16 protein-coding genes are annotated in these 16,617 nt (G+C 72.4%); 8 read left to right on the top strand and 8 right to left on the bottom strand.

The features are described 5' to 3' along the window. Window positions 1–66: 66 nt before the first annotated feature. From ABIA33_RS06460 to ABIA33_RS06450, 3 genes are read right to left on the bottom strand one after another with little or no spacing between them, the layout of a single operon-like run. Window positions 67–525, bottom strand: a complete 459-nt coding sequence (locus ABIA33_RS06460) for a DUF6113 family protein (RefSeq protein WP_370078032.1) — start codon at window positions 523–525, stop codon at window positions 67–69. A gap of 4 nt (window positions 526–529) precedes the next feature. Continuing rightward, the gene (mshB, locus tag ABIA33_RS06455; RefSeq protein ID WP_370078030.1) at window positions 530–1,486 is read right to left on the bottom strand and encodes an N-acetyl-1-D-myo-inositol-2-amino-2-deoxy-alpha-D-glucopyranoside deacetylase; all 957 of its coding nucleotides are present in this window, start codon (window positions 1,484–1,486) and stop codon (window positions 530–532) included. Window positions 1,487–1,523: 37 nt separating this feature from the next. Next, a complete protein-coding gene (locus ABIA33_RS06450) occupies window positions 1,524–1,718 on the bottom strand; it encodes a hypothetical protein (protein WP_370078028.1) in 195 nt (64 codons plus the stop codon). Window positions 1,719–2,012: 294 nt separating this feature from the next. Here ABIA33_RS06450 and ABIA33_RS06445 point away from each other — a divergent pair, with 294 nt between their 5' ends. The 5 genes from ABIA33_RS06445 (at window position 2,013) to ABIA33_RS06425 (ending at window position 7,965) form a co-directional block, all read left to right on the top strand. Next, window positions 2,013–4,163 (top strand): alpha/beta fold hydrolase, encoded by a 2,151-nt coding sequence (locus tag ABIA33_RS06445; protein ID WP_370078026.1) that lies wholly within the window; start codon window positions 2,013–2,015, stop codon window positions 4,161–4,163. A 177-nt stretch (window positions 4,164–4,340) separates the two neighbouring features. Continuing rightward, on the top strand, window positions 4,341–5,333 hold the full coding sequence (locus tag ABIA33_RS06440) for an ABC transporter ATP-binding protein (RefSeq protein ID WP_370078024.1): 993 nt from the start codon (window positions 4,341–4,343) through the stop codon (window positions 5,331–5,333). After that, complete coding sequence (locus ABIA33_RS06435; protein ID WP_370078022.1) at window positions 5,330–6,052, top strand: ABC transporter permease; 723 nt, start codon at window positions 5,330–5,332, stop codon at window positions 6,050–6,052. Before ABIA33_RS06440 ends, ABIA33_RS06435 begins: the two co-directional genes overlap by 4 nt. A gap of 78 nt (window positions 6,053–6,130) precedes the next feature. Continuing rightward, complete coding sequence (locus tag ABIA33_RS06430; RefSeq protein ID WP_370078020.1) at window positions 6,131–7,363, top strand: sensor histidine kinase; 1,233 nt, start codon at window positions 6,131–6,133, stop codon at window positions 7,361–7,363. Next, on the top strand, window positions 7,360–7,965 hold the full coding sequence (locus ABIA33_RS06425) for a response regulator (protein WP_370078018.1): 606 nt from the start codon (window positions 7,360–7,362) through the stop codon (window positions 7,963–7,965). Before ABIA33_RS06430 ends, ABIA33_RS06425 begins: the two co-directional genes overlap by 4 nt. 47 nt (window positions 7,966–8,012) lie before the next feature. Here ABIA33_RS06425 and ABIA33_RS06420 read toward each other — a convergent pair whose 3' ends face one another. From ABIA33_RS06420 to ABIA33_RS06410, 3 genes are all read right to left on the bottom strand, one after another. After that, the gene (locus ABIA33_RS06420) at window positions 8,013–9,482 is read right to left on the bottom strand and encodes a DUF2079 domain-containing protein (protein WP_370078016.1); all 1,470 of its coding nucleotides are present in this window, start codon (window positions 9,480–9,482) and stop codon (window positions 8,013–8,015) included. Window positions 9,483–9,561: 79 nt separating this feature from the next. Continuing rightward, window positions 9,562–10,410 carry a transglutaminase family protein gene (locus ABIA33_RS06415; RefSeq protein WP_370078014.1) on the bottom strand — a complete coding sequence of 283 codons (849 nt, stop codon included), beginning with the start codon at window positions 10,408–10,410 and terminating at the stop codon, window positions 9,562–9,564. 92 nt (window positions 10,411–10,502) lie between these two features. Then, window positions 10,503–11,576 carry a GNAT family N-acetyltransferase gene (locus tag ABIA33_RS06410; RefSeq protein WP_370078012.1) on the bottom strand — a complete coding sequence of 358 codons (1,074 nt, stop codon included), beginning with the start codon at window positions 11,574–11,576 and terminating at the stop codon, window positions 10,503–10,505. A 112-nt stretch (window positions 11,577–11,688) separates the two neighbouring features. On the opposite strand from ABIA33_RS06410, the gene fdxA reads away from it, so the two are divergent. Together fdxA and dapC are read left to right on the top strand one after the other, a co-directional pair. After that, window positions 11,689–12,009: a ferredoxin gene (fdxA, locus tag ABIA33_RS06405; RefSeq protein WP_030257703.1), complete on the top strand. Its 321-nt coding sequence runs from the start codon at window positions 11,689–11,691 to the stop codon at window positions 12,007–12,009. 13 nt (window positions 12,010–12,022) lie between these two features. Then, entirely contained in the window at window positions 12,023–13,162 is a 1,140-nt protein-coding gene (dapC, locus tag ABIA33_RS06400; protein ID WP_370078397.1) for a succinyldiaminopimelate transaminase, read from the top strand. A 91-nt stretch (window positions 13,163–13,253) separates the two neighbouring features. Here the strand turns inward: dapC and ABIA33_RS06395 are convergent, their stop codons facing one another. Further along, window positions 13,254–13,961 carry a hypothetical protein gene (locus ABIA33_RS06395; RefSeq protein WP_370078010.1) on the bottom strand — a complete coding sequence of 236 codons (708 nt, stop codon included), beginning with the start codon at window positions 13,959–13,961 and terminating at the stop codon, window positions 13,254–13,256. A gap of 296 nt (window positions 13,962–14,257) precedes the next feature. Next, window positions 14,258–15,286: a hypothetical protein gene (locus ABIA33_RS06390; RefSeq protein WP_370078008.1), complete on the bottom strand. Its 1,029-nt coding sequence runs from the start codon at window positions 15,284–15,286 to the stop codon at window positions 14,258–14,260. A gap of 121 nt (window positions 15,287–15,407) precedes the next feature. Here ABIA33_RS06390 and dapE point away from each other — a divergent pair, with 121 nt between their 5' ends. Next, on the top strand, window positions 15,408–16,526 hold the full coding sequence (dapE, locus tag ABIA33_RS06385; protein ID WP_370078007.1) for a succinyl-diaminopimelate desuccinylase: 1,119 nt from the start codon (window positions 15,408–15,410) through the stop codon (window positions 16,524–16,526). The last annotated feature ends 91 nt before the right edge of the window (window positions 16,527–16,617 follow it).

The raw sequence follows: 16,617 nt of genomic DNA, 5'->3' as shown, positions 1-16,617 counted from the left end.
CGAGGACACGGATTGGTCCCTTTTGTCCTGATCTGGGCGGTACTGCCAGGGGGAGAACGATCCCGGTCAACGCCGTGAGTCGTCCCGCCGGGAGTGCGTCGGCAGCGGCGAGGGCAGCGTGGCGCACATCACGCCCAGAGCCATTCCGCCCAGCAGGTAGACGTACGAGCCGAGTCCGGCCGTCAGCAGGAAGTCCCCTTCGGGGCGGGGGGAGTTCGCGACCAGCAGCATGGCGAACCAGCCGGCGGCGGGCAGGGCGGCGCCCAGGCGGGTGCCGGTCAGCACCCGGCCGCCGTGGAAGAGCGCGAACGCGCCGCCCAGCGACAGGAGCAGGCCGCCGGGGAACCAGAGCGCCTGGACAAAGCACCCGGCGAGACCCACGATCAGGCCGAGCAGGATGAGCAGTACGTAGGCGATGCCCCTGGCCCCGTGGCCGAGCGCGGTCCGGCCCTGGACCGGACCGGGCGAGGAGGAGCGCGGCGCGGGCACGGTCGCCCGGCCGAGCCGGTCCTGAGGGTGCCTCATCGCGTCACGCTCCTTCCTGAGCGGCAGGGGCGGCCGCGCCGGCCCGCTCCGGCAGCGGGAGGCCCGCGAACAGGTCGGTCTCCCAGCCGTTCGTCCCGCGCTGCCCGGCCTCGCCGTGCACCAGCCGGTAGTACTCGGTCGCGGGCATCGGCTGGCCCAGGTCGTTGGAGAGGGAGAAGAAGGGGCCGTCCACCGCGATCTGGGTGGCGTGCGCCCGCATCGCCGCGCCCTTGAGCGCGGTGAAGGCGGTACCGTCCACCGCCGCGGTGACCAGTTCGTCCGCTACTACGCCGGGCACGTCCTCGGGGCCGGCGATGCCGGGGAAGGGGGACTCCCGCCCGGCCGCGCGCAGGGCCGCGAAGCCCGCCTCGAGCACCGAGAACGGCATGCAGTTCCAGTACACCTTGGCGATGGCGTGAGCCGGGCCGAGGTCCGAGCGGTACTCCGGGTCGGCGGCCAGCTCGAACGCCCGCATCGCTACGCGGTGGGCCTGGATGTGGTCGGGGTGGCCGTAGCCGCCGTTCTCGTCGTAGGTGACCAGGACCTGCGGGCGGGTCTCACGGGTCACCGCGACCAGGTGGCTCGCGGTCTCGTCCAGGTCGGCCTGCCAGAAGGAGTCCGGGCGCTTGTTGCTGTCCACGCCCATCATTCCCGAGTCGCGGTAGCGGCCTGGGCCGCCCAGGAAGCGATGGTCGCTCACGCCCAGTTCGCGCATCGCAGCGGCGAGCTCGTCGATGCGGTGGACGCCGAGGGTGTCGTCCCGGTCGGCGGCGAGATGGGCCAGTTCCTCGCCGATCACCTCGCCCTCCTCGCCCAGGGTGCAGGTGACCAGGGTGACGTGGGCACCCTCGGCGGCGTAACGGGCCATGGTGGCGCCGTTGCCGATCGACTCGTCGTCGGGGTGGGCGTGGACGAGGAGCAGGCGGCGTGCCGCCGAGGGGGCGTCAGGCTGGGCTGTCATGGGGTCAGCGTACGGGCAGGGGCCGACCGGCTGTCGCTCAGATCCTGATGCCGGAGATCATCCCGGCGACGTTGGTCGTGAGCGTGTGGATCGGCTGGGCGATCGAGGTGGACGCGAGATAGAACCCCAGCAGGGTGCAGGCAAAGGCGTGCCACAGTTTCAGTCCGGAGCGCCGGATCAGCAGGATGACGATGATCAGCATCAGGACGGCGGCGGAAATCGGCAGAACCATCGCGACTCACCTCTCAGCGGCGGTGCGGCGGGGACTTCCGCACCGGAGGATGGGGCGGGTATCGGCGCCGGGGACGCCCGGCTCCTGGGCGCGGTGCGCCCTACAGTTCGTTGATACCCAGAGAGTGACGTTGGTGTCACTTTCCGTCATCATGCATATGCCGGGGCATCGGCGCACGACCGGGGCGCACGTGGCGTCGTGGCGTCGTCCCAGCCAGGGGCCCGAACGGGCGAGCGAAGCCGGGTTGACGTTTGCCAGGCTCCGCGGCCGTCGGTGTCGCCATAGGGTCGGGGCATGACCACGCAGATCTCCTTCCCTCGCCAGTACTCGCGGACACTGCGCTTCACCCTTGGCGCGCCCAGGTCCTTCAGCGTTTCCCCGGACGGGCGAAGGGTCGTCTTCCTGCGCTCGGCCGGAGGGGCCGAACGGGCGAACCTGCTCCAGGTTCTGGATCTTCCGAAGGGCAGTGCTCCATCCGAGCGAGTCGCCGCCGATCCGGCCGCGCTGCTCGGCGCGGGGGAGGAACAGCTGTCGGCCGAGGAGCGGGCCCGCCGGGAGCGCAGTCGCGAGGGCTCGGCCGGGGTCGTCGCCTACGCGACCGACGCCGAGGTGACGCTGGCCGCCTTCGTACTCTCCGGTCGGCTGTTCGCCACCGGGCTGATGCCGGGGGCAGGGGACGGCGCCAGGGAACTTCCCGCGCGCGGGCCCGTGCTCGATCCCCGGCCGTCCCCGGACGGACGCCACATCGCGTACGCCAACACCGGCGGCGAGCTGCGGGTGATCGCGGCGGACGGGAGCGGCGACCATGCGCTGGCTGGGCCCTCGGGTGCGGAGGACGGCGAGGTGACCTGGGGGCAGGCCGAGTTCATCGCGCAGGAGGAGATGGACCGCAGCCGCGGCTTCTGGTGGTCCCCGGACGGCGACCGGCTGCTGGCGGCCCGGGTCGACAGCACTCCGGTGCAGCGCTGGTGGATCGCCGACCCGGCCAACCCGGAGCGCCCCGCCGCCGAGGTCGCCTACCCGAAGGCGGGCACCGCCAACGCCGAGGTGACGGTCGCGGTGCTGAGCCTGGACGGTGACCGGGTGGAGGTCGACTGGGACCGGGCGGCGTACCCGTACCTGGCCCGGGTGCACTGGTCGGCGGGCGGCCCGCCGCTGCTGCTGGTGCAGACCCGGGACCAGCGCGCCCAGCTGACGCTGGCGGTGGACCCGGACACGGGCGCGACCACCCCGGTCCATGCAGAAGAGGACCACATGTGGGTGGAGCCGTACGACGGCGTTCCCGCCTGGACCGCGGAGGGGCGGCTGGTGCGGATCGCCGACGAGGGCGGAGCACGGGTGCTCGCCGTCGGTGACCGGGTGCTCACGACGTCGGCGCTGCACGTACGGGCCGTGCTGGACGTCGGGGACGAGGATGTGCTGATCGCTGCGTCCGCCGGGGAGGACGCGGATCCCGAACTCGGCGAGGTGCACCTGTACCGCGTGGCGGACGGCGGCATCGTGCGGGTCAGCGAGGAGGCCGGCTACCACTCCGGCGTCCGCTCCGGCGCGGTGACCGTGCTGGCGTCCGCCGCACTCGACCGGTTCGGCGCCGCTGTGCGGGTGCTGCGGGACGGCGAGGAGGTCGCCCGGATCGCCTCCTACGCCGAGACCCCGGTGCTCACCGCCCGTCCGGTGCTGACCCTGGCCGGCAAGAGCCGCATCCCCGCGGCCGTGCTGCTGCCGACCGGCTACGACCGCGAGCGCGACGGCCTGCTGCCGGTGCTGATGAACCCCTACGGCGGTCCGCACGGCCAGATGGTGCTGGCGGCGCAGAACGCCCACCTCACCTCGCAGTGGTTCGCCGACCAGGGCTTCGCCGTCGTGGTCGCGGACGGGCGCGGCACCCCGGGACGCAGCCCCGCCTGGGAGAAGGCCATCGCCTTCGACTTCGCCGGGACCACTCTGGACGACCAGGTCGAGGCCCTGCAGGCGCTGGCCGACGAGCACCCGCTCGACCTGACCCGGGTCGGCATCCGCGGCTGGTCCTACGGCGGCTACCTGGCCGCGCTGGCCGTGCTGCGCCGCCCGGACGTGTTCCACGCCGCCGTCGCCGGTGCCCCGGTGACGGACTGGCTGCTGTACGACACCCACTACACCGAGCGCTACCTCGGCCACCCCGCCGAGCGGCCCGAGGTGTACGCGGCCAACTCGCTGCTCGCCGACGCACCGAAGCTGCGCCGGCCGCTGCAGCTGATCCACGGCCTCGCGGACGACAACGTCGTGGTCGCGCACACCCTCCGGCTGTCCTCGGCGCTGCTCGCGGCCGGTCGGGCGCACGAGCTGCTGCCGCTGTCCGGGGTCACCCACATGACACCGCAGGAGGAGGTGGCGGAGAATCTGCTGCTGCTCCAAGTGGCTTTTCTCAAGCGGTCGTTGGGCCTGCTGGAGGTCACCTCCCGGTGACGGCTCCGGGATGAGCCCGGGATGAGCCCGGGATGAGCACCGCACGAGCCCCGCATGACATCTGTCATGCGGGGCTCTGGAGCTGTGGCACTGCCTGCGGCAGGTCCCGGTCGGCGAACCTTGGAACTGTCAGCAGGACGACAGTTCGAGCAGAACCACGAGGGAGCGGCCGAAGCGATGAGTACTTCCGTAGAGCAGATCACGGGGGCGGACCGGACAGGTCCGGGCTCCGGGGAGGTCGCGGCCTTCCGCAACGTCAGCAAGACCTTCGGCACGGTGAAGGCCGTCAACGACATCAGCCTGGTGCTGCATCCGGGCGAGACCGTGGCCTTCCTCGGCCCCAACGGCGCGGGCAAGTCCACCAGCATCGACATGCTGCTGGGCCTGCGCGAGCCGACTTCGGGCAGCGTCACCCTCTTCGGCGGCACCCCGCGCCAGGCCATCGTCGACGGCCGGGTCGGCGTGATGCTGCAGAGCGGCGGCCTGATGCCGGACGTGAAGGTGCGCGAGCTCGTCAGCTTCGCCTGCGGCATCCACCCGCGCGGTCGTTCCGTGGACGACGTCCTCAAGTCCGCGGGCATCACCGACATCGCCGACCGCAAGGTCGACAAGCTGTCCGGCGGCCAGGAGCAGCGGGTCCGCTTCGCTCTCGCGGTGGCCGGCGACAGCGACCTGATCGTCCTGGACGAGCCCACCACCGGTATGGATGTCACGGCTCGTCAGGCCTTCTGGTCCGTGATGCGGGCGCAGGCCGACGAGGGCCGCACGGTCCTGTTCGCCACCCACTACCTGGAGGAGGCGGACTCCATCGCCGACCGGGTGCTGGTGGTCCACAAGGGCCGCCTGATCGCCGACGGCACCGCCGCCGAGATCAAGGCCAGGGCCGGGCTGCGCAAGATCGCCTTCGATCTGCACCCCGACGACGGCACCCCGGACCTGGCGCTGCTGAACAACCTGCCGGAGCTGTCCGGGCTGGACATCAGCGGCCACACCGTCCGCATCCGCAGCAACGACTCCGACGCCACCGTCGCCGCGATCTACCGCGCCGGGTTCTATCCGCGCGGCCTGGAGGTCACCAGCGTGGGCCTGGAGCAGGCGTTCATCGCCATCACCGGCGAGCAGGACGCCGCCGACGAGTCCGCCTCGCTCGACAAGGAGACCGCGCGATGACCACGTTGATCAAGCTGGAGATCATGCGGGTCCTCCGCAACCGGCGCTACCTGTTCTTCACCGTGATCTACCCGGTGGCCCTGTACGCGCTGATGCTCACCGCCTACGGCAAGACCAGCGACCTGAGCGGGGTCTCGGTCAAGGCGTACTTCATGGTCTCCATGGCGACCCTGGGCACCGTCGGCGCGGCGCTGACCGGCAACGCGCAGCGGATCTCGCTGGAGCGGAAGTCGGGCTGGACCCGCCAGTTGCGGCTGACCGCGCTGCCCAGCTGGGGCTACGTGGTGGCGAAGATAGCCGCCGTCGCCGCCGCCACGCTGCCGGCGATCCTCGCGGTCTTCCTCTTCGGCTTTCTGGAGGGCGTCAAGCTCTCCGCGGTGGAGTGGATCGCCCTCGGCCTGACGCTGTGGGTGGGCGGCTTCGTCTTCGCCGCCCTGGGTGTTGCCATCGGCTACGCCGCCGGGCCCGACTCGGTCCAGCCGATCGTCATGATCTGCTACATGGGCATGGTGCTGCTCGGCGGAACCTGGTTCCCGCTGAGCGGATCGTTCGGGGACTTCGCCAAGTGGACCCCGGTCGCGATCTACAACCAGCTCGGCCGGATCGCCCAGGCCGGGGCCTCGGTCGACATGAAGCAGCTGGTCGCGGCCGCGGCCTACCTGGCCGTCTTCGTCGGCCTCGCCGCCTGGCTTTACCAGCGGGACCGCAAGGAGGCCTGACCGGTCGTCGGCACCACCCTGCCGGGCGGAGCGCAAGCTCCGCCCGGCACGGTCACCGCAGCGTGAAGGAGGATCGGGATGAGAGAGCCCGGGGCGGTGCACATCGGCATGGCACCGGAGAACCGCCGTCAGATGTTCGTCAAGCTGTGCTGGATGACGCTGTGGATGGTGTATCTCGCCTATCCGGTCACCAATCTGACGTCGGGTGTGCACTCATCGGCCGCCACCGCAGTCGGCTGGATCCTGCTGGCCGTGTTCCTCGGCTGCTACGGGGTCCTGGTGCTGCACCGCCAGGCGCTGGGCCAGGCCGCCCGGTGGAACCCGGGGGCCGGGGTCGCCCTGGCGACGATGCTGGTCATCTCCGTGGTCAGCTGCTTCACCCTCGGCGACAGCTGGCTCGCCCTGTACAGCTACACCGCCGTGTCCGCCGGGGTGATCCTCCCGTCGCGCTTCGCGATCTACGGAGTCGGCCTGATCGCCGCCCTGGTCGTCGGCACCGGGGAGCTGCTGCACACCGACCGGGCCGCGCTGATCCCGATCACCATCTCCGCCTTCCTCGGCGGCGCCGGCATGACCGGCCTGCAGCGACTCGTCCGCACCATGCAGGAGCTGCGCGAGGCCCGGCAGGCCGTGGCGGCGCTCGCCGCCTCCGACGAACGCCTGCGGATGGCCCGTGACCTGCACGACCTGCTCGGCCACTCGCTCTCGCTGATCACCCTCAAGACCGAGCTGACCTCGCGCTTCCTGGACCAGGAGCGCTACCAGGAGGCCCGCGCCCAGGTCGCCGACATCGAGAAGGTCAGCCGCCAGTCCCTGGTGGACGTGCGCGAGGCCATCGGCGGATACCGCCGTCCCAAGCTCGCGGTCGAGATCGCGGCCGCCCGTACGGCGCTGACCGCCGCCGACATCGAGGTGGACACCGACCCCGCCATCGCGGACAAGCAGCCCGGGCTCGGCCCGGACGAGGAGGGCGCGCTGGGCTGGGCGTTGCGCGAGGCGGTCACCAACGTCGTCCGTCACAGCGGTGCCAAGCACTGCACCGTGCGTCTCGCCGAGTTCATGGAGAACGACGGCAGCCGGTCGCTGCGCCTGGAGGTCGCCGACGACGGTGTGGGCGCCAGGCACGCGGGCCACGGGCGTGGCCACGGCAACGGCCTCACCGGCCTGGCCGAGCGGTTGGAGATCGCCGAGGGCCGGTTGGAGGCCGGCCCCGGAGAGCGCGGCCGCGGCTTCCGGGTCCGCGCGTCGGTGCCGCTGCGCGCGCCGGTCGTGCGTGCGGACGATTCGGTGGCCGGTACCGTGCTCCCGTGATCAAAGTGCTGCTCGCGGAGGATCAGGGGATGGTCCGGGAGGCGCTCGCCGCGCTGCTCGGGCTCGAGGGGGACATCGACGTGGTCGCGCAGGTGGCCCGCGGTGACGAGGTGGTCGCGGCGGCGCTCGCGCACGAGGTGGAGGTGGCGCTGCTGGATATCGAGATGCCCGGCATGACCGGCATCGAGGCTGCGGCGCTGCTGCACCGGGAGAGCCCGCAGACGAAGATCGTGATCCTGACCACCTTCGGGCGCCCCGGCTACCTCCGCCGCGCGATGGAGGCCGGCGCGGACGCCTTCCTGGTGAAGGACGCCCCGGCCGCGCAGCTCGCCGAGGCCGTGCGCCGGGTGCTGCGGGGCGAGCGGGTCATCGACCCGACACTGGCCGCCGCCGCGCTGGCGGACGGCGCCAACCCGCTGACCTCCCGCGAGCGGGACATCCTCGCGGCTGCCGCGGACGGCTCGGCCAACGCGGAGGTCGCGCGGCAGTTGCACCTGTCCGAAGGCACGGTCCGCAACTACCTCTCGGCCGCGATCCAGAAGACCGGAGCCCGCAACCGCGCCGAGGCGGTCCGGATAGCGCGGGAGAAGGGCTGGCTCTGAGCCCGGTCGGCCTCTGCCCGGCCTAGCTCTTCAGCACCCTGCTGGGGCTACCGGTCGCTGCGCCGCAGCAGCGTGATCCCGTCCTGACGGGTGATCAGGTGGTAGCGCCCCGACGACTGGTCGGCCGCGACCTCGGCGGCCATCCTCGGCATCGGGCAGGGCCACTCGGTGGGGTCGGTGGCGTCCAGGAGCACCCACTCGGGCGGTGCGGCCGGCGGTGCCTCGCTGCAGATCAGGCTGACCTGGGTGCGTCCCGCGAGCTGCGCGGCGAGCCGGTTGGACGTGGCGACGCCCGCGCCGTCCGGGATCCGGGCCATGATCGCGGCGGCGGTACCCACCTGCGCGGGCGTGGTCCAGGTGCGTGGCAGGAACGCCTCGTGCAGCGGGTATATCGGCACGGTCACCGCCGTGAACACCGCGCTGGCCGCGCACAGCCAGCGCAGCAACCGTCCGCGCAGCACGGCGCGGTCACGGTCCAGCGCGTGGATCGCGGCGGCGAAGACGATCACCATCAGGGTGGCGTTGTAGTGGTACAGCGTCCCCCAGTAGTGCGGGTTCGCGGAGACGAAGCGCCAGCCGAGCGTCGGCAGGAGCAGCAGCACCAGCGGTGAGCGCAACGCGACGAACGCCGTCGGCGCGAGCAGCATCAGGACCGTGCCGTACTTCTCCGGCGGCCAGAAGGTGTGCAGGACCGTCTGCAGTGGCGTGTTCGCGTGGACCGACGCCTGGGTGCTGCCGCTGGCTATCTCGTTCCAGTAGTCGAAGCTGCCATGGGCGTTCATCGACGGCAGGATGACCAGCATCTCCAGCGCCGAGCCCAGCACGCCCACCGCGACCAGCGCCCAGCCGAGCCGCTTCGGCCCCCTGCCGACGCCCTTCCAGGCGATGTAGCCGCCGAGCAGAGCCAGGGTCAGCCCCAGGTCCTCCTTGACCAGCAGCAGCGGAAGTCCCCACCCGGCGGCGGCCTTCCAGCGCTGCTGACCGGCCGCGGCGAGCGCGAAGGCGAGCAGCGGGACGGCGAGGCAGACCTCGTGGAAGTCGAAGTGGTTGAGCTCGGCCATGCCCCAGGAGGCGCCGAAGGCCAGCCCGATCCAGGCCGACACCTTCGGCCCGCGCACCCGGTGCGCCCAGCCGACCAGCGGCACGATCGCCACCGCGGCGAGCGCGGCCTGGCCGACGAGCAGCGTCAGCGGGGAGGGGAAGAGCCGGTAGAACGGGGCGAAGACGACCAGCAGCGGGTGGAAGTGGTCGCCCAGCAGATTGAATCCGGGGCCCTTGAGCAGAGTGACCGGCGCATGGCCGTGCGCGTATGCGCGGATGCCCTGCTCGAATATCCCCAGGTCGAAACCGGCAGACTGCATCCGCTGGTGCCGACGCACCGACAGCACGCAGTACAGGGCGAAGAAGACTCCCGCGAGCCCCCACGCCTGCACCCGGACCCGCTGCCACCAGGCGCGCACGACTGGCGCGCTCCGGGCAGGCGCGGGCGCGACGACGGACTGCGGGGGGTGCAACACCGGTGCGACGCTAGCAGCCGTCCGCGATCCGAGCGGAGGCAGGGTGTTGTGGCCTCTCGTCAGGTGCCGTGGCCGGTCGTCAGTTGAGGCGGTGCCTGGCCGCCTTGGCCTCCAGCCGGACCCTGGCCGCCGACTCCGGGTCGAAGGCGTCGAGGATCTCCGCGTAGGAGTCCATCTCCTTCGCGCCCTCCACGAAGCGCGCGGTCTTCACCAGCAGTTCCGCGCGTTCCAGCCGCAGCTGCGCGGGGTGGCGGGGCAGCAGCAGGGACAGTTCGGTGGCCCACAGCTGGGTGCGGGCCTGCTCGGGACGGGCGGCGGCCCAGGCGCGGATGTTGCCGAGCACCCGCAGCACCGTGTCCAGTGGTTCGGCGGGCCGCAGCAGGCCGGGATCGAGCGGGTGGCCGGCCTCGGCGGCGATGCCCTGGGCCTCCTCGTGGGACAGCACCTGCCCGCCGTGGAAGGGGTCCGCGAGCACGTACTCGCCGTCCGGGTCGCCCACGCCGACGACGAAGTGGCCAGGCAGGGCCACCCCGTACACCGGCAGGTCCAGCATCCGGCCGACGGTGATCCAGACCACGGAGACGGTGATCGGCAGGCCGCGGCCGCGCCGCAGCACCTGGTGCAGCAGCGAGGACTCCAGCCGCCGGTACGCGCCGGGGCCGCCGCGGAGGTCCGCCGAACCGGCCAGGGCACCCGCCAGCAGGGCGGCGGTCTCGGCCGGTGAGGGGCACCGGGTGTTGCGGAAGGCCGTCGCCGTCAGCGCGGCGAGCCGGTCCAGGGCGCGGCGCGCGGGCACGAGGCAGGCGTCGATGCCGCCCTCGGCGTCGTCGAGGTCCGTCTCGAAGCCCATGAGCAGGCACAGCAGAGCGAGGTCGGGCGAATCGCCTCGTGCCTCGGCGGCGAACCGCTCTCTGCTCTGCTCGGTCATCGCGGGGGATTCTATGCGGCCTCAGCCGGGCTGAGGCCGCATCAGGCCCGGACGCGCCCGCTGCGAGCCCGGCCCAGACCTTCAGCGCCCTTCTAGGAGGGCGAGCGGCGGTAGTGGTAGCGGTGGTGCGTGGAGAAGCCGAGGCGGTCGTAGAGGGCGAGCGCTCCGTCGTTGTCCGGCTCCACCTGCAGGTACGCCAGGTCGGCGCCCTCGTCCGCGGCGGCGCGGGCAAGGGTGGCCATCACCGCGCCGGCCAGGCCGCGTCGGCGCTGGTCGGAGCCGACCTCGACGGCACCAAAGCCCGCCCAGCGGCCGTCCACCACGCAGCGCCCGATCGCGGTGGCAGGTTCGCCCTCCGGGCCGGGGACGGTGGCGAACCACACCGACGGGCCGCCGCCGAGGACGGCTCGCGCCACCCGCGCCCGGGCCGGGTCGGCGACGTGGTGGTAGCGGGAGAGCCAGGCGTCGCCCGGCTCGCGGCTGAGCAGCACGTGGTGGGGGGTGGCGGTGGAGGCGGCGGTGGGAACGGTGGGAACGGTGGGAACGCAGTCCACCACCGGGGCCAGTGGTGCGGTCAGCAGCAGGGCCGCCTGCTCGACCGTCCAGCCGCGTGCCGCCAGCTCAGCGTCCAGCGCGTCGTCGGTGTCCTCGCGGGCCTCGCTCGTGGTGATCTGCAGGTACACCGGCAGGCCGCGCTCCCGGTACCAGTCGACGGCCCGTTCGAGGGCCTGGTCCAGCGGGAGCCCGGGGTCCCCGCTGACCAGCACCGAGTTGGCGCGTCGGGTGAACCCGGCGGCGGCCCGCAGCGTCCACGCGCCCAGCGGCTCGGTGGTGGTCGCGGGCCAGCCGCGTCCCGCGATCCGCTGCAGTTCGGGCGCGCCCACGGCGCGGTGCGCGGCCACCGCTCCGCGGCCCCTGCGGACCGGCGCCGGGGGCACGGCCTTGGCCGCGACCAGCGCGTTCTCCCTGATCTGGACCGCCGCGCCGGTCCGGTCGACGACGGTGAGCACCCCGCCGTCCCACGATGTGAGCACACCGACCACATCGCCGAACACCGGACGGCCCTCCGCGATCTCCAGAATCCGCCGGGCGGACACCCGTCGTCCCAGGTCAGCGTGGGTAATGTGGATCTCTGCCCGGCCATGTCCGATAGTGTTGTCCGCCATACCCGCCACCTCCGGTGCAACCGCCGTCCTGAAACGGCGATACTAGAGGCGGGCATCGACGACGCCGCGCTCCCCTGCGCGAATGCCAGCCCCTACGAGGAGGAACGTCAGCGTGACCTACGTCATCGCGCAGCCTTGTGTCGACGTCAAGGACAAGGCTTGCATCGAAGAATGCCCCGTCGACTGTATCTACGAGGGCAAGCGGTCCTTGTACATCCACCCCGACGAGTGCGTGGACTGCGGTGCCTGTGAGCCGGTCTGCCCCGTCGAGGCCATCTTCTACGAGGACGACACTCCGGACGAGTGGAAGGACTACTACAAGGCGAACGTCGACTTCTTCGACGACCTCGGCTCGCCCGGCGGTGCCTCCAAGCTCGGCCTGATCGAGAAGGACCACCCGTTCATCGCGGCGCTCCCGCCGCAGAACCAGTGATCCTGTGAGCAACGTGCACGACAGCACCGCCGCGCCGTCCCTCTCCCGAGGGGCGGCGCGCCGCGTCTCGGACCTCCTTCCGACCTTCCCCTGGGACCGACTGGAGCCGTACAAGGCGACCGCGTCCGCCCACCCTGACGGCATCGTGGACCTCTCCGTCGGCACCCCGGTCGACTCGGTGCCCGAGCTGGTCCAGGCCGCGCTGAGCGCCGCCGCCGACAGTCCGGGCTACCCCACCGTCTGGGGCACCCCCGCGCTGCGGGACGCCCTTGTCGGCTGGACCGAGCGCCGGTTGGGTGCAAGCGGCCTGACGCACCACCATGTGCTGCCGCTGGTGGGCTCCAAGGAGCTGGTGGCCTCGCTGCCGACCCAGCTCGGTCTGGGCCCTGGCGACCGGGTGGCCTACCCGCGCCTGGCCTACCCGACCTACGAGGTCGGCGCACGCCTGGCCCGAGCTGACTACGTCGTCTATGACGACCCCTGGGAGCTCGACCCCGCCGGGCTGAAGCTGCTGTGGCTGAACTCCCCGTCCAACCCGACCGGGCGGGTGCTGACTGCTGCCGAGCTGCGCCGTACCGTCGCCTGGGCGCGGGAGCACGGTGTCCTGGTCGTCAGCGACGAGTGCTACCTGGAGCTGGGCTGGGACGCGGAGCCGGTCTCGGTGCTGCACCCGGATGTCTGCGGCGGCTCGTACGACGGCCTGGTGGCCGTCCACTCGCTGTCCAAGCGCTCCAACCTCGCCGGGTACCGCGCGGCCTTCCTGGCGGGCGACCCGGCGGTGCTGGGCGAGCTGCTGGAGATCCGCAAGCACAGCGGCCTGATGGTCCCCGCGCCGGTGCAGGCCGCCACCGTGGCCGCGCTCGCCGACACCGCGCACGTCGCCGAGCAGCGCGAGCGCTACGCCCGCCGCAGGTCGGCCCTGCGCGGAGCGCTGGAGGCGTACGGCTTCCGGATCGAGCACTCCGAGGCGAGCCTGTACCTGTGGGCCACCCGGGACGAGCCCTGCTGGGACACGGTCGCGGACCTGGCCAAGCATGGCGTCCTGGTCGCGCCCGGCGAGTTCTACGGCGAGGCCGGTGCGCAGTTCGTCCGGGTCGCGTTCACGGCCACCGACGAGCGCGTGCGCGCGGCGGTCCAGCGCCTCGGCGGCTGAGCGGCGCAGCTCCGCAGAGCGGACAGACGGCGGGGCCCGGAAGCTGGAGAGCTTCCCGGCCCCGCCGTCATGTTTCTTCAGCCGCGTCCGGTCATCCGATCGGGAGACCGCCGCCGGTCAGGCCGCCCGCGCCACCGAGCAGGCCGGTCAGGGTGCCCAGCGGCGAGCCGCTGCCCAGGCCCGGCAGGCCGCCGAGGCGCTGCGAACCGGTGGCGCCGCCGAGCTCGGAGACGTGGCCGAGGGCGGACTGTGCCGCACCGAGCGGCAGCGACTGCACCGGAAGGCTGTTGATCGGCAGCGAGGACAGCGGGCTGCTGGGTGCGGCGTTGCCCGGGTTGACGTTTGCCTGCACCGGCGCCGAGTCGGTGCCCGACTGGGTGGTGCCGGCCTGCTGCATGGCCGCGCCGGCCGGCATGGCCCGGGTGGCACCGGACAGGGCGCCGGTGGCGGAGGTGGTGGAGCCCGCCGCCTGGGCCAGTTGTCCCGCGGTGGACCCGAGTACCCGGTTCGCCTCGGGAATGGCCTTGCCCGCCGCTCCGCCGGTGGCGTCGGCGACCGTGGGGATGGCACCCGCGACAGTGCTGCCCGCGCTGCTGCCGGTGAGTCGGCCGGCCTGGTGCGCGGCGTCCTGGACGTGGTTGCCGAGGCTTGCGGTGTCGAGCTGGCTGAGCCCACCCAGGTCCGGGATGTTGGGCAGCGCCGGCGCCGCGGAGGCCACGCCCGCCGTGACGGCGGGGACGGCGCCGGCGGCGACGAGGAACGCGGCCTGGACGATCCGGCGCGAGAGGGGGAGAGACATGGTGCTCCTAGTGGAGATGGGGACAAGACCCGTCCGCCAGGCGGACGTGGTGATTACCGCGCCAGGAGCAAGAAGGTTGCGGTTCGCCCGGGTAAAGAATTCCTAAACATCGCATAATCTTTTCCCCGACATATGCGGATATTCTGGACATAGATCGGCGTATTGCAGGAATGTTTCCTCGCGCTTTTCCCAAGGCTGGCAAGACGCACACAGGGTCTTCGCATCGGACCGCCGGACTGGGCCGTCCGAGCAGCCGTGACGTCAACACGCCACGCCAGGGTTAACCCGCTCGGGGTCTACCGTGCGGCCACCGTGATCTGCACCACACCGCTCTGCGCCGACGTGCCGGCGGACTGCCAGCCCTGGGTCGAGGCCGAGCTGCGCCAGGCCTTGCCGCCGTACTGCACGGCTGAGATGTGCAGGTCCTGGCAGTGCGCCACGGCCCACTGGGCGACCGCCCAGCCCTGCTGCAGCGCACCCGAGCCGGCGCTCGGGGTCACCTCCAGGTGCAGGCCCGCCGTCGGCGAGGCAGAGGCCGACGAAGACGACGAAGACGACGAAGACGAGTCCGACGACGACCCGGAGGACGAGGCCGCTGCCGGGACGGCCTGCGGCGTCGCCGTGCGCCCGAACTCCTTGGTCAGCCGCTGCGCCACGGCGTCGGCCCCGGGCTGCAGCCCGTCCGAGCTCACCGCACCGGCCGTGGCCGCACCGACCCCGTTGACGGTGCAGGTCAGCGCTGCGGGTACGCGGCCCGTCAGCGCCCCGGACAGGGTCTTGGCGTCCGCCTCGTGCGCCGCGTAGGCGTCCGGGAAGCCGCTGTGCTGGACGTCCTGCGCCGCCACGGTCAGCGGCAGCTGCGCGTAGCCGTCGATCCGCACCAGCTTGTCGAGGAACTTGTTCGTGGAGTACACCGGGTCGCCGATCTGCGCCGGGGTGCCCCAGCCCTGCGACGGGCGCTGCTGGAACAGGCCGATCGAGTCGCGGTCTCCCTGGGCCAGGTTCTGCAGCCGCGACTCCTGCATCGCCGTGGCCAGCGAGATCGTCACGGCCCGCTCGGGCAGGTTTCTGGAGAGGGCCACGGCGGCGATCGTTCCCGCGTTGTCCATCTGCTGGACCGAGAGCGAGACCACGCCGTCCTGGCTGTCCACCTGGCAGCCCTCGACCACCGGGATGGGCAGCAGGTCGCGGTGCTGGTTCAGGTACAACCCGACAGCGACGACGAGTCCCAGTGCCAGCACCAGCGGCAGGCAGCCAAGCCAGCCGCGCCGACGCCGCCGGACGGGTGCGCTCTCGGCGGAGTCCATCATCGACTTCAGGCTCACCGGCCGGTTCCTCCTCGCATGTTCGATGCACCCTACCGACTCCGACGGCCGCGTGGTCAGTCCGGTCCTCGCCCCACCCGCTCAGGCGGCGGTCCGGCCCGAGGCCGTAACCTGGCTTTTCATGACTCGCAGCCTCGCCGCCGCCGGTGCCCCCGGCACGGCTTCCACGCCCGTCTCCACGCCCGTCCTCGACCTCTCCCTGACCGGTGGGGAGCTCACCGCGCTGCTGGTGGACATCCCCTCCGTGAGCGGCGACGAGCGGGTCCTCGCCGACGCCGTGGAGGCCGCCCTGCGCGCCCTGCCGCACCTCACCGTGACCCGCGACGGCGACGCCGTCGTGGCCCGCACCGACCTGGGCCGGGCCGAGCGGGTGCTCATCGCCGGGCACCTCGACACCGTACCGATCGCCGACAACCTGCCCTCCCGGGTGGAGGGCGACCTGCTCTACGGCTGCGGTACCTCGGACATGAAGGCCGGGGTCGCCGTGCAACTGCGGATCGCCGCGACGGTGCCCGACCCCAACCGCGACCTGACCTTCGTGTTCTACGACTGCGAGGAGGTCGAGGCGACCCGCAACGGCCTCGGCCGGCTGGCCCGCAACCACCCGGACTGGCTCGCCGCCGACTTCGCGGTCCTCATGGAGCCCAGCAACGCCCAGGTCGAGGGCGGCTGCCAGGGCACCATGCGGGCCACCGTCAGCACCGGCGGCCACCGGGCGCACTCGGCCCGGAGCTGGCTCGGCGACAACGCCATCCACAAGGCCGCGCCGGTGCTGGAGCGCCTCGCCGCCTACCAGCCGCGGCTGGTGTCCATCGACGGCCTCGAATACCACGAGGGCCTGAACGCGGTTCGGATCGAGGGCGGCGTCGCCGGGAACGTGATCCCCGACAGCTGCACCGTCACCGTCAACTTCCGCTTCGCCCCCGACCGCACCGAGGCCCAGGCCGAGGCGCACGTCCGCGAGGTCTTCGCGGGCTACGACGTCACCATCACCGACTCCGCCCCCGGCGCGCTGCCGGGCCTGGGCCACCCGGCCGCGGCCGCGTTCATCGCCGCCACCGGGACCACCCCGCAGGCCAAGTTCGGCTGGACCGACGTCGCCCGCTTCTCGGCACTCGGCGTCCCGGCGGTCAACTACGGCCCGGGCGACCCGAACCTGGCCCACACCCGCGAGGAGCACTGCTCGCTGGCGGCGGTCACCGAGTGCGAGAAGCGCATCCGCGCCTGGCTGCAGGAATGACTCGCCCGGGCCTGGTTGCCGGTCTGAGCTGCGGAGCTGAACAGACCGGAAAGATCCCACCCGACCACGGCCCGCCGTCGTACCCTGCGTA

Origin of the sequence: Streptacidiphilus sp. MAP12-16, from assembly GCF_041262165.1 — a bacterium.
GTDB lineage: Bacteria > Actinomycetota > Actinomycetes > Streptomycetales > Streptomycetaceae > Streptacidiphilus.
This window is presented reverse-complemented; position numbering and strand designations above follow the sequence as displayed.